Origin of the sequence: Psychrobacter sp. HII-4 (assembly GCF_904846595.1) — a bacterium.
Classification (GTDB): domain Bacteria; phylum Pseudomonadota; class Gammaproteobacteria; order Pseudomonadales; family Moraxellaceae; genus Psychrobacter; species Psychrobacter celer.
In genome coordinates, this window is sequence record NZ_CAJHBJ010000021.1 from 21,374 (window position 1) to 45,511 (window position 24,138).

Sequence of the window (24,138 nt, forward strand, 5' to 3'; positions counted from 1 at the left end):
TTAGCGGAGTGCCAGGCTTACTTAGATGATGTTCACTGTGAGTACTGTGGACGACCCTATCAACTTGATGTACCAGCGGATATACCTTATATCAGAAAACAGTCATCTTGGTTCTGCGAATCATGTATTAGCTTTTCTGGCGGGCAGCTTACAATAGGTAGGTGATAATTTAGAACGTATTTAATAACCAGATTGCTAATGCTCTCTGGTTTTTTTGTGGTTGAAGATTTTTATATTTATATTCTCTAAACATTCTTTCATGCTACTATTTTCAATATATTGATATTAGTGAAGGTAGTTCAGCTATGGCATTAGAAGGTGGTGGGTTCGCAGATAAGTTTGGCAATAGCTACGAGTCAAATTGGGTTGCTGAGCAATTATTAAGACTAGTTGAAGAAGAGATAACTTCCATAACTGTAGAGCCATTAGGCGAAGACGAAACAGGCGTAGATTTGATTGTTGAAAAATCAAACGGATCTAGAGAATTTCATCAATGTAAATCTAGTCACAACAATTCCGATGTATGGACCTTATCATCACTAGAGATTTCAGGTGTGTTGATAAAAGCGTTTAATCAAATACAGAGAACAGATTGTACCTTTAAAGTCGTATCTCCATTATCATTCACTCAACTATCCCAACTAAGTTTGAGCGCCAAAAATACAACACCTAATCCTCAAGATTTTATCGAACATCAGGTTGGCCAAAGCGATAAACGTCGAAAGTTTTTTGAAGACTTATGTCATAAGTTAGGTTTAAACGTTAATGTAGAGATTGATGTTGCAAAAGCTATTCAATTTTTGAAAAATTTTGAGGTTATCGCTTTTTCTGTTAACTCTGAATCTCAACGTAATATTCTTGGAAAAATTGATAAGAATTTTAGTAGTAACTCTAATAACATAATTGACTACTTAAAAAATTATCCTACTGATAATAATCATTTGCGCTCATCAATTACATCGTTTCAACTTCTCGAAAGTATGAAATGCCAAGGTTTTAACCAAAGAATTTATGAGAATGATACAAGGTTATTCCCTATTGTAGAGCGTGTCAGTCAGGCTTTTCGAGATTCAATTACACCCTTTCTAATTGAAGATAGTTTAATTGAGCGTTCGGAAATAGCAAATTGTATTGACTCAATAAATAACTATCCAATTACCTTGATTAAAGCAGAAGCGGGTATGGGTAAAAGTGCCTTTCTATTGCAGTTGTGCGATGAGATGCACAAAAAAGGTCATATATGTCTACCGATACGATTAGATCGAAACCGTCCTGAAAAAAATGCAGATGCTTTTGGAAATGATTTAGGTTTTAGCCATTCACCTGTATTTAGCTTAAATAAATTCGCAGGCGCTAAAAAAGCTATTATTATTTTGGATCAACTAGACGCCATACGTTGGACAGCTAGTCACTCAAGCAGTGCCTTACAAGTCTGTCAACAAATTGCGTATCAAGTGATTCAACTAAGGGAAGATAAATATGATATTAGTCTGGTTTTAGCTTGTAGAGACTTTGATTTAAACGAAGACATTCAATTACAAAGTTGGATTTCAAGCCTAAATAATAAAGTAGCGCATATAACCTTAAAAGAGCTATCTGTTGAAGAAGTTAAAAAAACACTTGAATCATACGAGAATTATGATTCGTTATCGCCTGTCAAACAGACTATTTTGAAAATTCCAATATGGTTAAGTTTCTACATACAGCTTATAAAAAATGATCAGGGCAGCCTCGACTTTACCAATAAAAGCGATCTTATAAGTTTGTATTGGGTTGATAGATTGAAGCAATTAAACGGAGTTATAACTGATTTGAGTTCGGCTAACAGCATTATTGATGACTTTATAGAGAAAGCAAGCCGAGATATGCAGTTTTCTATACCAATTAATGCTTTATGCAATCACAATCCCAACGTTCTTGAGGCGATAATATCTGTCGGTATTTTTAATAAGACAGGTAATCAAGTTAGCTTCCAGCATCAAGCACTATTCGATTACCATTTAGGGAAACGCCTTTTTGATATTGCTCGACAGTCAAGCGATGCTTTTCTTAAAGAAATTGGTTCTAGATCTGAACAAACACTGACGCGAAGAGAGCATATTAAATATGCCTTAAAGCTATTAGCGCAATCTAAACAATCAGTGTTTTGCCAAAATATTTCAGCATTATTTGATAGCACTAATATTCGATTTCACATCAAATATTTAGCTATTAATGTGATCAGAGAGATTACAGTTATTAAAGCCCCTTTGCGTAGTTTAATTATAAACCTTATAAATGATTCAGAACTAAACCAACCTTTTATTGATCATGCTTGTTTTGGACACTCGCAAATAGTCGAGGTACTTTCAGAACAAAATGTGATTTCTGTATGGCTAAATGGATCTGACTCGCAAATTGACTTGGCTATTCGATTGTTAAGCTCTATAGCTGACAAAGCACCTAGCATTGTTATAAAGGAAATTGAGCCATTTATCGGTGTATCCGAGGAGTGGAACAATAGATGCTACTCTGCTTTGAGCTGGAACATTCAAGATGATTCAGAAGAGATGTTTGCAGTACGCAAAAAGCTTTTACAACTAGGTTGTGCAGTTAATTATATCAATTGGGATGAGTTAGCAAAGAGCCATCCGAGAAAGGCAATTAAATTAATACAGCTAATTTTAGAAGGTTATAGAGAAGAATTAACAGACTCCAGTCTTGAGATAAAAGAATCAGAAGAGTCAGTCAAATATCTAAATCGAAAGGTATGGAGAGAAGGTCAGATCGAAAACTTAGAAAATATTTCAGAAGCTTTGCCTCACGACGTTCTTGAGGAATTAATGCCTCAGGTCTTTGAAATAATTAATAGTTCAATTAATGAAAGCTCTTATACAAGAATATGGCTCTACAGAGGAAGACTTTTATTTAATGAGCATAGAGATTTTTTAGTAAGAGGTGTATTAAGTATCTTTTTTAAGGCAGGTAAACAATATATAGATAAACCAAATGAGCTATTTAATTTACTAACACCGTATCTAACGGATAAGCATCCAGTTGTTGAGCACATTATTGCAAATCTGTTGCTCAATCTACCTATTGAATATTCTGATCACATTATTAAATGGTTACTTGATAACTCAATTACTAGGTTGGCTTGTGGTAATGGTTATGAAGAGCCAAAATGGATATTACCTAGTAAATTGATTGAGAAGTATTCACCACATTGTGAGGACGAGATTTTTAATCATCTTGAAGTTGCAATATCAGATATCGGGCTTAGCAAAAATCTTGAGAGTATAAAATATGCGTTAGAAATGAGAAGAAAATTTGGAAACTTTTGGACAAGTTACTGGGGAGAAGCTCAATACTTCTTACTCAATAAACTTGATAGTAATCGAACCAGTAAACAATCTGTAGACTTGCATAGAGTTTTACAAAGACGATTTAAAGGTTGTAGTGACACTTATTTTTATTCACATGATTCCTCATATGGCGGTGCAGTTGTTTCACCTTTACCACAAGCGAATACATTATCTGATAGAGCATGGACAAAGCTCATACTCACAAACGAAGAACGTTTCAGTACTTGGAAAATGAAACCTTTAGGCAGTGACATTATCGCAGAATCCAGTGTACGTGCATTTGCTACTAGTCTAAGTACAGCAGTAAAAAATGAACCTGAGAGATTCGCAAAACTAGCATTAACACTACCAAAAGATATCAATGAAAAGTTTATTGAGAATATTTTATATGGACTGGCAGATAACAATTCATTTAATTTAGAGGAAGGTTTCAAGGAGAGCTGGCAACCTTGTTCATTAGAACTTCGTTACAAAGTTATTAGACATTTTGAAGGTTTTGATGAGAGTCAAGCACTGACAAGATTATTAGTAGATACTCCAAAGATTATAGACCATTCTGATATGCTGGATAAGCTTATTGAAATTGCTCTTCACTCATCTAATCCTAATAATAACAAGCTCGATTTATATGACCCTAAAAAGGGAGATGATGCTGAGCATACTACTGCTGAGAGTCTGATGCAAAACTCTATAAACTGTTATAGAGGGATTGCATACGGTGGTATTGCCAAAATATTTTGGGATAATGAAGAGTATGCATGGGATAATTTGAGTTTGATTGACTCTGCTATAAATGATCCTCATCCGGCTGTAAAAATAGTAGCAGTCCGATTATTGACTCCTTTCTTAAATTACGACATAAATTATGCATTGCAAAGGTTTCTAGATTTATGTAAATCTGATTTAAGAATGAGCTGTGCTTATGAATCTTATCATTTTTTTAATTCAGCTTTTACAGATGATTTTAGAGAGCAGTATGTGGCATTAGTTAAACTCATGCTTATTTCTGAATATGAAGAGGTTCGTAAGCAGGCTGGCATACAAGTTTTTGCACGCTACTTTTTTAATGGTTTATTTGAGAATGAGCTATCATCTGTTTTAACAGCTGATGAGTCAGTTAAGCTAGGTATTGCCGAAGTTCTAGTTCAATTTCTAACGGTGGACGATTACGCAGAGCAAGAGCAAAAATTAGTCAAAGTATATAAATCTCTAATCAGCGATAGTTCTCAGGAAGTTAAAGATGAGTTGCTATCTTGTATTAGAGAAAAGAACTTTTGGAATAAAGGTATTACTGAAGAACTACTTGATATTTATATGAATTCTCAAGTAGTGAACAAAAAGCTATACTATTTATTCTATGCTTTAGAAAACTACGTTTTATGTTTAAATGATTTTAAAAGCATGTTATTAAAGTTATTTATTGAAATAGCTACAGCCAGTCTATCTGATGAAACTAAACAAATTGTTTACAGTGAAATGGACAAATTAACCAAAATATTGCAGAGAATATACGATGAAGCGGTCGATGATGAGGACGACGTTACTCTAAGTCTATGCTTAGATGTTTGGGATAGTTTATTAAAGTCAGATAGCTATGAAGTGAAGCAAGCAACTAGGCATATCGAAAATGGATTGCTAAATTAAAGTTTAGCAACTTCTATTATGATATATTTACTGAGCAATAATTGCGTAACATTAATTCTACTATTGGAGTGACTATGAAATCGCCTTTTATACTATCTATAGCTGCTTTAACGCTTTCATCTGTTATTTCTACTGTTGCTATAGCAGCTCCTGGCTTCTCGAATGGTATTGAGGTATACGAAAGCCAAGATGGCGGCGTATATTCTACTTCCTGGAGAGCATATCCGATGACTATAGAAGGTTATACTGGTCCAAATTATAAAAAACCAGATAGTCTATTAATTGCTCTAACTGCAGATGGAAAAACAAGTGATTTTAGAGGTGTCGTGAGAATTTCTTGTTCAAGCCCAGTAAGCTCAAATATAGTGAGTGATATAGATTACAAAAGTCTAAAAGACGCTATGGCTGATGGAACTATTCCTCGCCCAGCAGTGAATGGTTTGTTCGCTAAGTTCTGTAAATAATCAATGGTATAGTTGATAATTGTGAGAGTTCAAAGAAAATTTAAAGCAAAAAAAAGGACCTTATAATACAATAAGGTCCTTATTAACAATCTCATTATCACTTACAGGTTTTTAAAAGAACCAAAATCATAACTATCAAACTTACTATCATCATCAAAAATAGGTGAGTTTAAATAGCTTTGAGTGACTGTTGTAATATGATTCACTTGTTCGATATCGGTAGTCATGAATCCTACAGGTAAAGTGACATCGTATTGATCAGGGAGTTGAACATGATAACAAACAACAGCAAGTGTATCTTCTAATACTATAACTTCGGTATTGCCCTCCAGAAAACCTTCAGAAAACCCGTAAAGGTTATCTTGAGGCACTTCTTTGAACTGATGCTTTAAATCACGAACTTCATTGCGTAGGCTTCTACTTTCTTCAGGTAACGGTAAATAAGTTTTAAAGTTATACAATCTAACCTTTTCTTTATTGCGTTTCACCATAGCACCGTTGGAAATTGAGTTAATTACTTCAATTAGCTTCGTTTGCTTGCCCCAGTAAAAGTCGCTCGGCGCAATCCAAGTCAAGTTTTTAGTTGTTTTTAGATTATTAGCTAGCTCAGTAACTTTATCAATTATTTTATTTTGATGATATGTTTGTCCGACGAAATATGTTTCGTGATTACTATTTAATTCTAAGTCTAAAAACTTATTAAAATCAAACTTACCGCCTACAATAATTTTTAAAGTCTCTGGATCTTTTAAAGACTCCATACTTTGCACGATGTCATATAAGTTGTTTTGCTCCGATCTGTGGTTGCTCAGCGTTTCAGTAATCATTTGTTGAATGTTATCGGACCTAGTAAGATCAAGTTCGCTACGTTCTAATTGAGTGCCGTCTTCAGCATTAATTTCGAAAGGTTGGGTAAATCTAAAAAAGTCAGTATAAAGCTGTTCAATTAAATCTATCTTGTACAGCTCAATGTCCTCCGAAATATTTTCGATTACCTTATCTTCCTTTAGGTTCATAAAGTCTGCTTGAAACTGGCGTTTAGCGACATCCTTACTCTCTGACAAGTCTTTGTTTGGTACATTTAACTCCAGCGCGTTACGATTATCTTTAGAAGTCCTTTTTTTTGGTATAAAGTTTCTATCTAATAACTCTAAATGCAAACGTTGGGTTCTTTCTTGCAAACTAGGTATCTTTGGGCCTTTACTGTTTTGATCAAATAAGAGTTGACCCTTGCTTGACAGTCCGATAGTACCATCCTCATTCCATCTAACCCATCCTTTATCAGTCAAGTCTTGTATGGCGATTTCAGCTTCTCTTTGAGTAAAGTCAAAATAATCAGCTAGATGCTTAGGTTTACACGAATTTAACTTTAGTAAACGTAGGACAAACTCTCTGACAAAAGGAATTCCCCGCTCATCCATATAGGAAAATATGATTTTAAAGCTAGGTGATTTGATGGCAAAATCAATTTGATTAAACACTATGCTCTCAGAATTATTCATTATTTGCGTCCTCGCTTATTTGAGGATAATTTTATAAGGCTGTACTTTGAAGCGTCATCATACTCTTTGATATAGCTAAGAACTTTTGCTAACGGTGTATGTTTATTTTTTGGACTTTCCCAAGTTTTCGTTGCTCCAACAATCACGAGCTTATCCATAGCTCGTGATAGCGATACATTAGTACGGTTAGGCAAATGTAAGAATCCCGTTGTCAGTTGTTTATCAAAACGTGTAAGAGATACAATAATGATTCTATTTTCTTTACCTTGATAACTGTCTACCGTATCGATCTTTATCAGCTGTCTAAAGCTGTCATCCCAAGTATTTTCATTGAATTTTTTACGTAATAGTCGTTTTTGTTCCGCATACATACAGATCACTCCTATTAAGTGATCGCCTTCTTTCAAACACTTTTTGGCCGTCTCACTATTTAAAAGTTCATCATTGTTTTGGATGTCTTGCAGTAATTTGATGATGATATCAACCTCAACCCGATTAGATGAACTCCCATTAGATGCACCTGTATGATACGCATTAGGCATAGAGGATGTATCAAGCCAACTGACACAGGACTCGATCTCTTTGGGTACGCTGTTATATATATCAGGAATATCTTCTTCTTGTTTACCGTTTTCAAGCAAACCGTCGTAAAAACAGTATGAAACAAGATTACCAATAGCAGGTGCCATACGGTATTGAGTTTTCAGTGTAGCGCAAGTATTTTTTCCATATTCAGACTGGAATACACGCTCAAAGTCACTACCTAAAGCATCATCTAACTCTTCACCTCGCTTAGGAATACCTAGTCGTCGTGCTAAAGCTAACTTGTGTTCTTGTGAATAGATGGGAGGTAGTTGTTTATGATCACCAACCAATAGTACTCTCTTCCCAGACTGCATGGCGATGGCTAACTCACTAGAGATTGATCTTGCTGCTTCGTCAATGATAACCCAATCATAGACATTTTCGTTAATACCGATATGTGACTGTCCCATACCAACACAGGTCCCGACTACTAACTGACGCGATCTAGCAAGGAACTCTGCATAGTTAGTACGCTCATTTGATAATGAATCAAGCATATCTTCAGTAAGTTGAATTAAATCACTAGCTTCTGAGCTTTCCTTTGGTTCAACGGAGTATTCTTTATTGATTTCAGAAACTAACTTGGTATAAATATCTTCAATACTTGACTGCTTAATGTTGAAATCTATATTAAAATTGGTTTGAGCCATCTTAGATTCGATATCTTGCTCAATAGCTTTAAGAAGATCTTTTTCCTCTTTATTATCTATATCCTTTTTCTTATTGTCTTTATCACTCATCAATAAATTATAACGCTTAATTTGTTTACCTATATCAAAGTGTATTTCAGCTCTTTTACGTAAATAGGCTTCTTCGAGTCCTAATAATAAACCAAGATTTTGAATGCGTTCAATTTTTTCAGCTTTAAGTAACTCGTACTTTGAATTTTGCAAGTTCTCAGAGAATACATCCTGCAATTCACTTGAAACAGTTCTACTACGGTTACTAAAACGTACAACATCCAGTTCTGTAGTAAGCCGACGACAGTGGCGACGTATACGTTCAGCTGCTGTATTAACTGCTTGATGAGACTGGCTTACTAGCAAAATGCTCTGAGTATTTTGTTTTTCAAATAAATAATGTACGAATGCTGCTATAAACTCAGTTTTACCCGTCCCAGGAGGTCCCTGTAGGAGAGATACAGGTCCATTTTTTAATAGTTTTTCAAACGCCTCTTTTTGGGGATCATTTAATCTTATCGTCTGCCCATATTCATCAGTGCGATCATATCGTTTGAAGTCATCTTCACCAATAGTAGAGTCGTAATGAGTAGCGGGTAGTTTACAAGTTGCATCAAAATATTCATAAAGGTTATTGATTACGGCCTCGCCATCTAAAATTCTAGATAGCGCATTTTTACGACGGTTAAAAGAAACCTTACTCTGTTTACTTTGTATATAGACTATTGTGTCTTCAACTATAGAGTTATTACGCTTGACACTACCTGGCTTAAAATGAAGCTCGTTTAAAGAGCTCCTTTTAACATCTATATTTCCATATACAAAGGTCTTATTATTAGCAGTATCTTTGCCTAAAGCTTGTACAATATCGTCTTTATTGAATTGGTCTAAAGGGCTTACTTCTCCATTGTAGGGTACATAAACCTTATCCTCATTCTGCCAAATAACTGAGTCAGTGGCGGTAATATATGGAAGCGCCTCGGTTTCGGTGTTTAAAATTGCTTGCCATAACTCTTTAACTGTAAAGAAGTATGAACTTTCCTTCTTTGAAGGCTCTTCAGTAAACTCAATTATTTCAGAAGTAAAATCAGGCTCAGATTCAGGTTCTACATTTTGATTAGTAGTGTCATCCGTTCTTTGTAACTCTTTAATAAAGTCGTCAACTGCATTAGTAAAATGAGCGTCCTTTAATAGTACTTTGTTTAAATCAGCTAAATCATGACGATGCTTGCTAGTTAGCCGAACTCCTACAGAAATAATTGATTGGCTATCTCTTCTGTCTTTAGCTGATATATGGTCTCGGCTAATAGGCGGTAGGACATGCGTAAACTTTTTTTCTGTTATTGAGTAAAAAGCTTTAAACAAACCACCTAAACCTATAAATTTAACTAGTATGTCGTTCTTTTCTTTACTTTTACTTTTTTCGAACTGAAAAAATAGCTCATCGTTTTCTGGATATATTTCAAGCGTGTCAAAAGAATCTCTATTGCCAATACCTACCTCAATCATTTGAACTTCAGATTTTGGTTGAAGAGCGTCTTTAAAACGTTCAAGAGAAATAAAACCTGATTTGAGGTCTAATAACTCAGTAGATACGACTTCAGCAATATCAGGAAATTCAGTAGAGTCTTCACCCCAAGCAACTCCTAATAGCTCACAACTCATTTTCATAACTGCAAAAATATCACGCATTTGAGTCGTAGCGTTTTCAGCGTGGCTAGGAGCGTATTCATAATTTAAGTTGCTACTACCATTTGAAGTAAAGTCTAAAGCATCAAATAGATATAACTGATAATCGATATCATCAGAATCAGCAGCAATTGGACTTATTTTTATATTTTCAGGATGTAAATCACCATGCGTAACACCAATTCCATGAAGATGCTCAATAGCATGAATAAGTTGATTAATGACTCCAAGTTTATGTTCAAGAGTTAACTTGTCATCTAAGCTTTTTAACTCTGACCACGCGAAACCTTCTACAAGGTCGCTAACCATATATAAACTACCAGACTTAGTAGCAACACCAAACTCGTGAATATTAGGTATGTATTTTGGTGAAAGCTGTTTTAAGTTAGAAGTTCTTTGTAGCCAATCAAATATGGCACGAGCTTTATAATCTTCATTAACTGGAAAGGTATTCAACCACGCCTTAACTATTCGACCATTAGATAAGTAAACTTCCTTTTGGTCAGTTTCAACGATGAAATCTTCATCCTCATCCTCTCTAAATTGACGATAATGACTAATATTATGATAAAAAGGTTCTAGTTGATCCTTATCAAATGAAAAGTCTTTTTCATCTGTGGGCCTAGCTTCATTGAACGCTTCTAGAAAATCCTTTGCATTTATATAGGGATTTTCAGATAAAGCTTGTTTGATGACAATTGAGTACCATTCATCATCTCGTTCTAAATCCTGCTTAAATGACTGAATACTATCGTTAGATAAGCGCTTTGCTTGTAGAATATGCCAAGATAATACCGCTAAAGCTCGTACGTCTAACTGATAAGCAGTATAGATTTCAATAGGATAAGTATTTTCTACTAGATCTGTTGATACAGTGAGTATGTCTCTAATATCTCCCACAGTTCCTTTTTTAGGAAAAAAAGCAGTAGCAAAACCGGATATCGAAATTTTCTTATCAGCAGATAGCCATAGACTGTGTGTACCCAAATCTCTATGAGCAATTCCAGCATCGTGCAGATCAACAAATTTATGCAATAGTAGTTTTACATAGTCAGCGCGATCTTTAATTGCGATTTGTTTGGCTGTTTGACCGATAAATTGATTAAATCTAAGTTGAGATGGCATCAAGTCAAATAAGTCGGTGTGGTCTACGGTCATCTCTGATTTTTGAGGGACTGTTTTATAATTCAAACAGGCAGAGTAAAGCTCTTCATTAACACCCTTTAAGTGTTGTAAAACCTCATACTCTCGGCTGACTAATTTGAACCTACCGTCTGATGTTTGCGCCTCTGGATTTTTTATCTTTGAAAAATCCCAACGACGTAATAAGACTTGGTCATTCTTTGAATGCTCTGAATAAGCAAAATACTCGTTATAGATCTTATTCGGATGTTGAAATGCAGGGTCATCTTCTGCTACGTAGCCATTTACCTTAATACTTTTAGGCTTTACGTTACTTCCACCAAAAACCTCATCAAATACTGCAAAATCTTTATTCAAGACCTTAGCATCTGGGTGTGGTCTAAAACGATCATTAAATTTTTTTTCATCTTTAAGTTGTAAGAACTCTTTCAGACTTAAAGTGTGTATTTTCTCATTGTCATCTAATTTACTGTAATCTGCATTGCCTGTCATTACGACTAAAAAATGTATAATTGGGGTACGGACTTTATTAGTGAATTTATTTTTGTACCTCTTTAATATACGATCCATTAAATACTGTTTATCACGTGTAATAGAAACTGGGGATCTGCCCATATCTTTACTGCCAAGATACCAGCGATTATTTTTGCTCGTAACTTTATATTTGTTCCAGTCTTTTAGTTCTATTATTAGCACATTGCAATGAGTGATGATTACTAAATCAAACTCACCTTCTTTATTGCCTTTAGGATCAGCCAATCTAAATCCAGAATATCCTTTCCATGGAAACATAGGATTGCTAGGGGCGCTCTTTTTAAATTCATCAAAACTAATAGTTTTGCTATCTTTCCTATCAAGTTCAGCTAATGCATCTGATGCTTGAAAGTTTGCTTTAATTTTTTCAATAGCCTCAACTTCATGCTGTGTAAGCCCGCCACCCCAATCCTGTACTTCCATTACTCATCCTTAACTTTTCTAAATAAATTAAAACTGCAAATTAAAACAACTAACCCTCAAGCTCATCCAATACAGCACGGAAGCTTGCCAGCCCAGCTTCTATATTATCGATAATGTCACTCGCTAGATCTTCAGGGTCAGGTAGGTTATCTAGGTCTGTTAGTGAGTCGTCTTTTAACCATGAAATATCTAGGCTAGTTTTATCACGCTTCTTAATGTCCTCGATACTGTATTTGCGCCAGCGGCCAGTAGGATTGGTTTCAGGGTCATAGGTTTCAACACGCTCATGGATATTATCAGCGTTATAACAAGTAATGAAATCTTGCAAATGCTCAAGCGTCATCGGTTTGCGTTTAAGGGTGTGATGAACGTTGGTACGGTAATCGTATATCCATACATCTTTGGTAACGGCGTCTTCTTGAGCAGGATGGTTGTCAAAGAATAAGACGTTTGCTTTAACGCCATTGGCGTAAAAGATGCCTGTTGGCAGACGCAAAATCGTATGCAGGTTAGTTACTTCTAGTAGTTTCTTACGCACAATCTCGCCAGCACCACCTTCGAACAAGACGTTATCAGGTAAAACAACGCCAGCTTTCCCATTAATCTTGAGCATGGTGTAAATATGCTGGAGGAAGTTAACCTGTTTATTAGAGGTCGTCGCCCAAAAGTCTTGGCGATTATAGACAAAGTCTTCTTTTTCTTGCTCGCCTTCATCATTGGTGACGGTGATGCTGCTTTTTTTACCAAAAGGTGGGTTGGCAAGTACCATATCGACACTTTTACCTGCTGATCCAATCAAAGCATCATCTGAGCTGATAGGGCTATCACCATCAATCTCCCCGATACCATGCAAGAATAAATTCATTAAGCACAGTCTGCGAGTATTGGCGACGATTTCATTACCTGAGAAGGTATTATGCTTTAGCTTTTCTTTTTCCTCGACGTCAAGCTTATGATGCTGCTCTATATAGTCGTAAGCCGCAAGCAAAAAGCCACCTGTGCCCGCTGCTGGGTCGGCAATAGTAATATCAGGACTAGGTTCCATACAGGCAACGATAGCTTGAATCAGAGGCCTTGGGGTAAAGTATTGACCCGCACCAGACTTAGTATCCTCAGCATTTTTCTCCAAGATACCTTCGTAGATATCGCCTTTGACATCCGTACCTAAGCGTACCCATTTAGTGCTGTCTATCATGTCAATGAGACGACCAAGCTTAGCGGGATCTTGAATCTTATTCAGTGCTTTGGTAAAGATTTGCCCCAGTAAGCCTTTTTGCTTACCAAGCTCTCTTAGTAACTGGATATAGTGCAACTCAAGTGCTGCGCCTGACTTACTGGTTAAACTGTCCCACTCAAAGCCTTTGGGAACGCCAATATCTCTATTATATGGCGGTAGGCTATATTCATGAGCCATCTTTAAGAAGATAAGATAAGTAATTTGTTCTAGATAGTCGCCATAGCTGACGCCATCATCACGTAGGGTATTACAAAAGCTCCAGACTTTGGAGACGATAGAGCTGGCTTGGTTACTTTGTTGATTGCTTGATAAAATATTTGGGGTTGCTGTGTCGCTCATGGCTTTCTCTCGTATGGATGCTATCTGGTATTGATAAATTATAAATAAATGGTTTTTGCATAAAGACTCAAAGCGGTAAGGTTATCTGCTCATCTTTTTTAGATTTCTTTGATGTTTTAGCAGACTTTATCTTCTCTTTGCTTTTTGACGTAGCCTTATCTTGTTTTGCCTGCTTTTCAGCCAGTGCTTTGGCTTCGCGCTCGGCTTTGATTTGCGCTAGTAATTCGCTGGCTGGCGGATCATTAGGATCTTGTGGTACAAGCTTACCTTGAAAGGCTTTATGTAGGATTGAGGTTTTGAGATTGACCAGCTTTTTAATTGTACTTTCAATTTCCTCTTTGAACTTATCAGCTGTCCCAATTTTTTTATCTAACTCAGCTACAATCAATACTTGCTCATCAAGTGAACAGTATGGGAAGGGGTAATTCATCAGTTTTTGCCCGTTAATATTTGATTGATTCACTCCATCAGTTTTTACAAAATTTCCATACTGCTTCGCTATATGTGAGCCAAGAAAGTAGTTAAGGTATTTACTATAAACAATAGAATCTAGCTGATTTACACGTATTAAATACCCAGCGAAGATTGCCTTAGTGTCACTTAATATAATAGAAGTCTTACCGACCAATTCTGGGCTATTGGTTCTATTAAATAAGACATCACCCTTTTTTAAGGCATATTTTTCAATTTCATCAGTATCGCTTGTAAAGACTAAGTCATCCCAATCAATAATACCGTTTTGCATATTACCCATTCTAAGTACAGGGACTAGACCTTGTTTTTCAGATTTAGTAGAGGTGCCATATTCGACACTTAATGTCATTAATCCCAAACGCTCCCATAACCAAGATGAAGGTAGTTTAGGTAGATTTATTTCATTTAAATCAGCTATTGATTCAAGTTTTTTTAAAGCATTTGGTTTTCTAGGTTTTTTTCCTTCCTTATCTTCCTCTTCCCAAGCTTCAACCGCTTGCTCCCAATCCGCCATTTGCTGATCGTAGTAATTTTGACGAGCGGCTTGAATCTGCTTTAGCAACTCATCAGCACTAGGCAAGGGTTTGCCATGCTTCTCGGCATAATCTTCTCGCCATTTAGCCGTCAGCTTGCCTTCAAAAGCATGCTTAAGTAGCGACTGACGATATTGCTCGAGTTGCCGTTTGGCTAAAGTAAGATTTGCAATACCTGCATCGACCTCTGAAAACAGCGTTTCAATTTTATCGACAATGCGGTTTTGTTCGTTAAGTGGTGGGAGTAATAATGGTGTTTTTTTGAGTGTAATACTCGATACTTGTGGAAACGTGGTTCCTGTAGTATTAGCGTTAAAATACGGCATCGCATTAATCAAGCTATACCATATATATTTAGGTACAATATTCTGAAATGCCTTTAAACCAGCCACACCTCTACCTAAACAGTAGGTTTTATCACTCCAGTTCAAATCACCTATAGTAGCCCTAATACAGATTAAGATATCTCCTTCAGAACTCAACTTCTTATAATCCGTTGTATGCTTTTTAGACTCAGGCGTTTGAGAGCCAAAATCACTTGCACCACCAACCAATGGATAACCTTCATTGTTATTATTATAAAATTGACTACTAGGTGATTGTCCCATTTCGATATGGCAAATATCGTTTAATTCTACTTGCGCCCAACCAGTCGGTAACTCTACTTCATTTATCATGCAATCAACTCAATATTTATTTCATTTAGTAATTCGTCAAAGTCCAAGCCTTCACTAAGCACCTCATAAGCTTCGCCTAGACCGCCATATTGATTAAACGGTGTTAGCTCAAAGTCATCAGAAGTTATCGCAAAAGAGGTCGTCACATGGTCACGAATCATACGTAACCACTCCATCTGTGTATCGGAAAAGGCAGACTTACTTCTTGCGTTGTGGGCAAACACCCAGTCTTGGAAGTTTTTACGTACCGTATTATCAAAAGGCGTTAGCTTATCATCGATACCGACCACACGGCGCACCAAACTGACCAGCGCCGTTAATTCGTCTTCCACCTTTTGAGAGGTCACACCATCGATGATGGAGTACGCTTCCCAAACACTGAATATGGCTAAGGGTGGCTTGCTTGCTTTAATCGCTTCATATAGCTCTTTTATCATCGCAAAGCTGAGTGCCTGACGACGATGCGGCTGATTATACAAGATTTGTAGCGCCGTAATATTGTCTTTATTGGCTTCTATATAATCAGTAAATCGGTTGACAAGGCTCTCAGCTTTTTCGACTTGGTCAGTTTCCCAACCTATATTAGTTACTTCATCGATGTTCAGGTGATCAATCTTCTGCTCACTTTCTCGTCTGATTTCTTCAAGCTCTGTAATTAACTCACCATTGAGCCATCTACTGGCTTCTTTCACCCGTTTATGCTGCGCCTTCTTCACAGCCTTATCACTAGGCGTCTCGTCAATACTGATGCCTTCAAGCTGGCAAGCGGACTCATGCACGAGATCGACATCGATAGCCGTGAATAAGCGTTTAACCAACTCACTTAACGATACTCCACCAGTGGCTTTTTCTACCGTAGCGTGTTGCTCAGGCTCCAAAGCGATATCAAGACGTTTTAGGCGGCTGGCAAATGAGCTTACCGTATCGGTGTCGGATTGACCCATCATGATACCCGTAGCGAGATCACGAAAGCTGACCGATTTCTTGGTATCTAATTGACTACTACTGGTTTTAAGCGATTTAGTGACCCCGATAGCATCGACGATGACGTAATGCGTTTTAGCACTCCTAGCACTAGGGGTGACCTTTTGGAGACCTTCTTTATCGAGGGTACGTGTGCCACGGCCTTTCATTTGCTCGAAGAAATTACGACTTTTGACGTCACGCATAAAGAGCAGACATTCAAGCGGTTTTACATCTGTACCTGTGGCTATCATGGTCACCGTGACTGCAATACGAGGATTATAGCTATTACGGAAGTTAGCCAGTACGGTTTTGGCCGCTTCACCTTCTTCAGTGATTTCACCTTCATCATCGACTCTATCTTGACCTGCTTTATAAGTAATTTTTTTGCAAAAATCGTTGCCTTTACCGAACTCCTCTCGGACAATATTGATGATATCGTCAGCGTGACTATCAGTTTTGGCAAAGATTAGCGTTTTAGGCACTTCGTTACGTGCAGGAAAGATGGTAGGTAAGCTGTCTCTGAAGCTTTTTATAACTGTACGAATTTGGCTGGGATTGACAATATCTTTATCTAGCTGCTTAGAAGAGTACGCTTCATCGCTGTCTTGTGCCTGCCAGCGTTTTTTACGAGTGACTTTTTCTCTGTGTTCTATCAGCTCTTTAGCCGTCAGTTTTGCGCCTTCCTTAGTGATTTTGGTCTCTATCAAGTAAACTTCATTGCCTACATTGACCCCATCAGCGACTGCTTCTTCGTGGGTATATTCACTAACGACGTTTTGGTTAAAAAAGCCAAAGGTACGACTATCAGGAGTTGCTGTCAGACCAATCAAAAACGAATCATAGTAATCGAGTACTTGGCGCCACAGGTTATAGATAGAGCGATGACACTCATCGATAAATATAAAGTCAAAAAACTCAGGAGGAATGGCGCTATTGTAAACTACAGGCAATGGCTCTTTGATATGTTTCTCGTACTCCTCTAGACCTTCTTGCTCCAATGCTTGGTCTAGCGGCTCACCTTTGAGGATAGAGTACATGCGCTGAATGGTGCAGATATAAACTTGAACACCTGACGGGACATGCGGCGAGGTAATGATTTGCGCGTTATACAGTTCTGTAAACTTACGATTGTCATCATGAGGCGAGAATACGATCATCTCTTGTTCAGCTTGCTCACCTAAGTTGATAGTATCTACTAAAAACAAAATACGGCGCTTACCAGTATATTTGAGCAAACGGTACATAATACTGATAGCGGTATAAGTTTTACCCGCACCTGTCGCCATCTGAATCAATGCACGCGGGCGAGCCTCAGCAAGTGACTTTTCTATATTGACAATAGCACGCTCTTGACAATCACGTAGGTCAAGCTCTGACGCTGGTAAGTTGTCTGGATTTAACGGAGGAATAGATTTTAGTTTCTTACGTAAGGTATTCTTGCCCTCGGCAAACCATTTTTCTAGCGTCTTTGGGCGATGAAAGTTGAAGACTTCTCGTGAGCGCGGATTGGGATCATTTTGATTGGTAAAGCGAGTAATAACACCAGTAGACTCATACAGAAAAGCAATATCTGCTTCATCAATATGCTTAAAGTCGCTAGTGGCATAGCGCGCGCTTTGTTCTTCAACCGTCGTTATCTTCTGCCCATAGTCTTCAGCTTTTGCCTCAATGATACCGACAGCTTCTCTATCTATGAATAGCACATAATCAGCAGGGCCCGTGCTAGTTGGATACTCCCTAACCGCAACCCCTAGACCGGCATTAGGATTATAGTCCTTGAGTTTCTGTACCAACCAGCCAGCTTGTTTAAGTTGGCGATCAATATTGTCTCGGGCGATGTCTTCTGGACGCTGATTTGTTGTCATATTCACGTTCAATCTTAATGTTGAATTTAAATAGTCTAATATAGCTGAAAAATGTTGATAAAGCTAAGACCAACAAGTGTTGGAATAAGTATTATTCAACGCTAAGAGTTAGTGATACTATGCCAAATATTGTTTTGTAAACAAATATTTTAGCCATTAAACCCGTAAATAGGCAAAAACGTTTAACTATTCGATAAAAATAAGGTGATAGAATGAATTTTTGGCATATGCAGTTGCACCCTGATAACTCTAGCTTAGGACAGGAAAAAGATATCTTAAAAAAAACCAAGTTGATTGGGATTGGGATTTGGGAAGACCCAGACGAGGATAAGATACAAGAACGCAAATTTGCTAAACAAATGAAAATTGGAGATGTTGTTGCTATAAAAAGAGGAGGTACAATAATAGCTTTAACTAAAGTCGTCGGCGACTGTGAGTTTGAGGAGAATATTGATCGGGATTTAGCTTGGTTTCAACGAAGACGAAAAGTTGAAATATTAGATTGGTATAGTGAAGAGTATGGTTATTATATAGCTCCGACAGCAGCTCTAACAAGATGTAATATGGCTTTTAATGATAGTGTACGAACTAATGACTCAATTAAAAAATGGTATGAGAAAGTTATGAGTGAAAGTCAGATAAACGAAGTGTCTAAACTCCTGAAATATAAGCATCAAGTCATATTACAAGGTCCACCAGGCACCGGTAAAACAAGACTGGCTAAACTGGTTGCCGAAGATTTAACGCATACAGAACAAAAAGGTAAGCCACAAGATATCTTAGATAGACTAATACAAAATTTTGATTCCTCAGCTAACGATATTCAATCACATCGCACTTTATACAAAAAGCTACTCACAGAATTTCAAAATACTTTTCCTGCTGATTCATTAAAAGGTATGACGTTAAATGAGTTTGCGATTGGGACGGGCGAGAATGACTCTTTTTGTTGGTGGCTTGAAGTCAAGTTACATGAATTAGGACGCTTCTCTCCAGGTAGCTCTAACAATTATCCAATATACTGGAGTAAGGATAAAGAAGATTACGTTATTAACAAAAAGGTTGGTGACGACGTAGATGCAGAAACAGCAATGGGAATTATTGCAGATCATCTGTTCAAACTAGTTCAAGAAACTGACTTAGAGGCATCAATAGCATTATTGGGCAAAAGCTTTACGCTAAAAGTGCTAAATAGCTACTATCCTGACAGATATTTTCCTATAAATAGTGAAAACTCATTAAACAACGCACTAAAGCTATTTGGCGTATATAACCGAAAAATGAGCTTGATCGAAAAAAATCAGAAATTATATTCCATTTATCATGATAAAAAAGAGAAATTTAACAAAGACATAACAGTTAATGAGTTTGCAGGTCTGATTTGGAATAACTTCAATTTAAAAGAGGGCGAGAATTTATCAGAGACTGATGAAGTTATGACTCGTGGAAAATATAAAGTCATTCAATTCCATCCTGCCTATACCTATGAAGACTTTGTAAGGGGTATCGTTGCTAGTAGTCACGAAGGAGTTATAAGTTATAAGGTTGAGAATAAGATTCTTGCTGAGTTTGCAAAAGAAGCTCTTGAAAACCCTAATAGTAAATACGTTCTTATAATTGACGAGATTAATCGCGCTAACCTACCTTCTGTATTGGGTGAATTAATTTATACACTTGAATACCGTGGCAAACCTGTTGAATCAATGTACGAGCTGTTAGACAAAGACGCTGAAGATATGAAATCGCAAAATGTTGGACGAAATATTACCTTACCGAGAAATCTATATATCATCGGCACTATGAATACAGCTGATCGCTCAGTCGGTCATATTGACTATGCTATTCGTAGGCGCTTTGCATTTTATGATGTACTGCCATCGAAAGAAGTAATTATGTTTGAAAAAGCTAGAACGCTCTTTGAACGAGTATCAGAGCTGTTTGATAGTAGTTCTTACTTATCATCGGATTTTGACGCTAATGATGTTCAAATAGGTCATAGTTACTTCATCCCATCTGATGAGAAAATGACTGAAGATGAATTCGATGTTGAGCTTAAACAAAAGCTTAAGTATGAGATCAAGCCCATTCTTCATGAGTACATAAAAGACGGTATTTTATTAGATAGTGCTAGAGAGGTAGTCGAAAACCTAAATGTCTAAGCTAATAAGATCAAACCACTTAGAAACTATACGCGAACACAATCAGATAGACTTTGATTGTGAAGGTGTAGAGGTTTCAGATATATTTTTTCAAGACAATATAAAAAATGAGAGTTGCGTTCAAGTTGTTTATGGTAGAGAAAGCCTTTCGCTCAAAATGTCATACTTTATTGGTGCAGACTGGCTTGTAAAGAACCAACAAGCCATCTATGTCGCACCGAAAATTAACAAAGGGCTGCAAGAAGTTGACTATCTAGGTATGCTTCAATCATGTCTTACGCACGGTGACATTGCTAAGAATACCAAAGACCTATACCACATTAAGCTAAATGAACCTTTTATCGAAATTGATCAGCAGATGGACTTATTAACGCCACTACTGGTCATGCAGTTTCTTCAAACTCTAAAAACCTTGGTAAAGAAAGGCTTAAAGCAATCCTATTATAAAGTCGAGCGTAATCTTAATAGCAGAATTAAAGGTAAAGTCTTAACTGCTCAAAATATCAAAAAAAACATAGTTCGAAATAGAGTTACGAATACCTTTTGTAGTTATGAAGAGTTTGGCTTTGATAGCATTGAGAATAGAGTTTTAAAGCATACGCTAAGCTTTGTTAGACGTTATTTATCTCAATACCCCGAATACCTTGGACCAATGAAGTGTTTAATCGACTATTGCACACCTGCTTTTGAAAATATCAGTGATGAAGTCAATTTACATGAGCTTAAAGCAGTCAAGCGTAACTCTTTTTATAAAGAGTATCAGGAAGCGCTAAAGCTCTCTAAGATCATTCTTAAGCGCTTTGGTTATCATGTCATTGAAGTCAACCATCATACCGTCGAAAAGATATCAGTACCGCCGTTCTGGATTGATATGTCAAAGCTCTTCGAATTATACATCTTGGGACTTCTTAAAGATAAATATGGGGATAAGATACTTTTTCAAGCGAAAGGTAGCTACGGGAATCCAGACTATTTGCTGATAGATGACATGCAACCACTTATTATAGATGCGAAATACAGACCTACTTATCAACAAGACAAGAATTTAAGCTATATCATTGAAGATATTAGACAGATAAGCGGTTATGCAAGAGACGTGGGTATATTAGATAAGCTAGGCTATCATACGGTAGAGGAGCAGTCATCAAGTGTTGTCAGTTGTGTCGTTATCTACACTGATCAAGATGAGGGCGATAAGCTACCAAACAGTTTAACCGCTGGTAAATCGATTGAAGGCTTTACTAAGTTCTATAAGGTGCCAATCTCTGTTCCTGTTCTCAAAAATCAAACAGTTGAATAAACTCTGTCAAACGGGATCGTTTACCACAACCAACTTTTCACAATCTTGGTCACAAAATGGTCACCGTTTGGTCACTGAGTACTTGGTCACCGATTTTCAAAAGGTAAAGTACATGCACGCAGACTTATAGAGAATACATTATTAAAGAGTAGATTGCTTCTTAGGAGTTAATAAAGACAGAATAACCAACCCTTACGGATAAAGGTTTTAAGCGGAATTTCAGACACAAAAAAACCCCAAACAATCTAATGCTTGAGGTTGAAACTTTTGTATTAAAACTAAGTTTTAAAAGTGGCGCAGCGGACGGGACTCGAACCCGCGACCCCCGGCGTGACAGGCCGGTATTCTAACCAACTGAACTACCGCTGCTTAGGTCGTTTTAGCATCTTGCCTTTATAAAAGGTCCACTTGCTAAAAAGTGGTGGGTGATGACGGATTCGAACCGCCGACATTCTGCGTGTAAGGCAGACGCTCTACCAACTGAGCTAATCACCCGCTCTGTGGGTGTGTATTATATAGATTTAGATATGGCTGTCAAACGATATTTCGATTATTTTAGCAAATAATCGAAAATATATTTTTAAGCAGTTGATTTATTGTCATAAAATCTAAAAAAACAACAGTGTTTTCTGTAAAACACTTATGATAGTTATCTGTTGTTTGAAGATTAAAAGCGACTATACTACTGAATGTTTTATAAAGGTCATTGATTTTATCTGAATGGTTGGAGGCGAGCATAGATACTTTTACTATTGAACAGTACTTTACGACTTGGTCTTGGGGCGATTTTGCCGGGTTGGGTCTGGTATTGCATATTGTGCTGATGATAGTAATGACGCTGCGTATCGTATCTGTGCAGCGTAATATCGGCGTGTCTATCGCTTGGGTTGCGGTTCTTTATACATTGCCGGTGTTTGGTTTTATCGCCTATATTTTGTTGGGTGAGCCGATGATTGGCCGCCGTTATCGTGAGCGGGTGGATCAAGCCAGTCTATTGATGAATGATATGGCACGGCGTGAGCATTTGGTGTTTGATCAAGGTCAAGAGCTGCTACCGCCCAACTATCGCGGTGTCAGTCAGATAGGAACGCGCTGGACAGGGTTTGGCGTGTTTCCAGGTCACAATATGCAGCTGTTGACAGAGCCGAGCGCGATCTTTAACAGCTTAATCGATGATATCAATGCCGCTCAGCGGACTGTTTTGATGGAGTTTTATATTGTCTATCCAAAGGGGCAGGTACTAGAGCTGATAGAGGCGCTGGCTGCGGCGGCGCGGCGCGGGGTAGAGTGTCATCTGTTGGCCGATAGTGTGGGCAGTTTTAGCTTTTTTAATAGTAGCGCGCATCGTACGCTTGAGCGGGCGGGGGTGTTTGTCCATCAGTCGCTTCCTGTGGGCTTATTTAAGACGCTCTTTAAGCGCTCTGATTTGCGCAATCATCGCAAGATTGTGGTGATTGATGAGTATATTGGCTATATCGGTAGCTTTAATCTGGTGGACCCAAGGTTTTTTAAACAAAACAAAAACGTCGGTCAATGGATTGATGTGGCGATTCGGGCGACCAGTCAGCAACCGATTAGTATCGCGACGGCGATGGCAAAAGTGGTGGCGACCGATATCGGCGCCGAAAACAACGAAAACCTAGATGCGCTCAATCAGCGAGTCAATAACTATACGCGAAAGCTCTATGTGATGGATCCGACCATCAACGACTTAAACAGTCGCGTAAAAGTATTGAGCGATCACATTGATTATCACGAGCAGCCAGATATTGGCTCGACGTCGATTGTGATACCCAAAAAACCAATCGTAAAAGGCGTGTTGGCGCAGCTCATACCCTCAGCACCGCAAGTCACAGCGCATGTGATTTATAACACTTTGGTGACGGTCATTCATCGCGCCAATAAACGTATTCGCATTACCACGCCGTACTTTGTGCCTGATGAGGCGCTATCAGGAGCGCTGACCATCGCCGCAAAGCGCGGGGTCGAGGTGACGCTGATTGTACCGGAAAAGGTCGATTCGTTTTTGGTGCAGCACGCCTCACAAGCGTATTATCAAGAGCTGCTAGAGGCGGGGGTCAACATAGCTTTGTTTACAGGCGGGCTGTTGCATACCAAAACGGTGGTCGTCGATGATGACTATTGTCTCTTTGGGACGGTAAATATTGATATGCGCAGCTTTTATTTAAACATGGAGGTCAGCTTGGCGATTTATACGCCAGAGATGGTCGCACAGGTGGCAGACTGTCAAGAGGTGTATTTACAAAGCTGTCGCTATGTGAGTCTTGAGGCGTGGCAGCAGCGGCATGGTGCGGAGCGACTGTTTGATAACGTGGTGCGTCTGTTTAGTCCGTTATTGTAGCCTGTGGTGTTTTAGGATAAGGTAAGCAGGCGCTCGCTGCCGCTTAGTAAGTGAGCTGGTCGATAAATGCGCTGTGTTACCGATTTTTGACTAGGGCGTGTTGAACATTCGCAAATAGGCACTGCTGATCGCTAAAATTGTTCCAGACAAGGCACAAAGCGACGATAATGCAGATGCCTTAGCGAGATTTGTAACGCAGTATGGGGCAATTTTAGCAT

The 24,138-nt window shown here is 37.9% G+C and carries 10 protein-coding genes and 2 tRNA genes; 5 read left to right on the forward strand and 7 right to left on the reverse strand.

Annotated elements, in window-relative coordinates; genetic code table 11:
• The first annotated feature begins 305 nt into the window (after positions 1–305).
• Together JMX98_RS09940 and JMX98_RS09945 are read left to right on the forward strand one after the other, a co-directional pair.
• Positions 306–4,988 carry a hypothetical protein gene (locus tag JMX98_RS09940; protein ID WP_201586275.1) on the forward strand — a complete coding sequence of 1,561 codons (4,683 nt, stop codon included), beginning with the start codon at positions 306–308 and terminating at the stop codon, positions 4,986–4,988.
• 74 nt (positions 4,989–5,062) lie between these two features.
• The gene (locus JMX98_RS09945; RefSeq protein ID WP_201586276.1) at positions 5,063–5,452 is read left to right on the forward strand and encodes a hypothetical protein; all 390 of its coding nucleotides are present in this window, start codon (positions 5,063–5,065) and stop codon (positions 5,450–5,452) included.
• Positions 5,453–5,553: 101 nt separating this feature from the next.
• Here the strand turns inward: JMX98_RS09945 and JMX98_RS09950 are convergent, their stop codons facing one another.
• The 5 genes from JMX98_RS09950 to JMX98_RS09970 all read right to left on the reverse strand — a co-directional run bounded on the left by JMX98_RS09950 (position 5,554) and on the right by JMX98_RS09970 (position 18,099).
• Entirely contained in the window at positions 5,554–6,954 is a 1,401-nt protein-coding gene (locus tag JMX98_RS09950) for a hypothetical protein (RefSeq protein ID WP_201586278.1), read from the reverse strand.
• Positions 6,954–12,008 carry an AAA domain-containing protein gene (locus JMX98_RS09955; protein WP_201586279.1) on the reverse strand — a complete coding sequence of 1,685 codons (5,055 nt, stop codon included), beginning with the start codon at positions 12,006–12,008 and terminating at the stop codon, positions 6,954–6,956. Before JMX98_RS09955 ends, JMX98_RS09950 begins: the two co-directional genes overlap by 1 nt.
• A 49-nt stretch (positions 12,009–12,057) precedes the next feature.
• A complete protein-coding gene (locus JMX98_RS09960) occupies positions 12,058–13,584 on the reverse strand; it encodes a class I SAM-dependent DNA methyltransferase (RefSeq protein ID WP_201586280.1) in 1,527 nt (508 codons plus the stop codon).
• 67 nt (positions 13,585–13,651) lie between these two features.
• Positions 13,652–15,268 carry a restriction endonuclease subunit S gene (locus JMX98_RS09965; RefSeq protein ID WP_201586281.1) on the reverse strand — a complete coding sequence of 539 codons (1,617 nt, stop codon included), beginning with the start codon at positions 15,266–15,268 and terminating at the stop codon, positions 13,652–13,654.
• Entirely contained in the window at positions 15,265–18,099 is a 2,835-nt protein-coding gene (locus JMX98_RS09970; protein ID WP_201586282.1) for a DEAD/DEAH box helicase family protein, read from the reverse strand. The genes JMX98_RS09965 and JMX98_RS09970 overlap by 4 nt, the downstream gene beginning before the upstream one ends.
• 212 nt (positions 18,100–18,311) lie before the next feature.
• Between JMX98_RS09970 and JMX98_RS09975 the strand changes: the two genes are divergently transcribed.
• Both JMX98_RS09975 and JMX98_RS09980 read left to right on the forward strand, forming a co-directional pair.
• The gene (locus JMX98_RS09975; RefSeq protein WP_201586283.1) at positions 18,312–20,258 is read left to right on the forward strand and encodes an McrB family protein; all 1,947 of its coding nucleotides are present in this window, start codon (positions 18,312–18,314) and stop codon (positions 20,256–20,258) included.
• Positions 20,251–21,558, forward strand: a complete 1,308-nt coding sequence (locus tag JMX98_RS09980) for a 5-methylcytosine restriction system specificity protein McrC (RefSeq protein WP_201586284.1) — start codon at positions 20,251–20,253, stop codon at positions 21,556–21,558. The genes JMX98_RS09975 and JMX98_RS09980 overlap by 8 nt, the downstream gene beginning before the upstream one ends.
• A 292-nt stretch (positions 21,559–21,850) precedes the next feature.
• Here JMX98_RS09980 and JMX98_RS09985 read toward each other — a convergent pair.
• Together JMX98_RS09985 and JMX98_RS09990 are read right to left on the reverse strand one after the other, a co-directional pair.
• Positions 21,851–21,927 (reverse strand) — tRNA-Asp (locus JMX98_RS09985).
• Positions 21,928–21,977: 50 nt separating this feature from the next.
• Positions 21,978–22,053: transfer RNA gene (locus tag JMX98_RS09990), tRNA-Val, on the reverse strand.
• Between the two features lie 211 nt (positions 22,054–22,264).
• Here JMX98_RS09990 and JMX98_RS09995 point away from each other — a divergent pair.
• Positions 22,265–23,920: a cardiolipin synthase gene (locus JMX98_RS09995; RefSeq protein WP_227680126.1), complete on the forward strand. Its 1,656-nt coding sequence runs from the start codon at positions 22,265–22,267 to the stop codon at positions 23,918–23,920.
• The last annotated feature ends 218 nt before the right edge of the window (positions 23,921–24,138 follow it).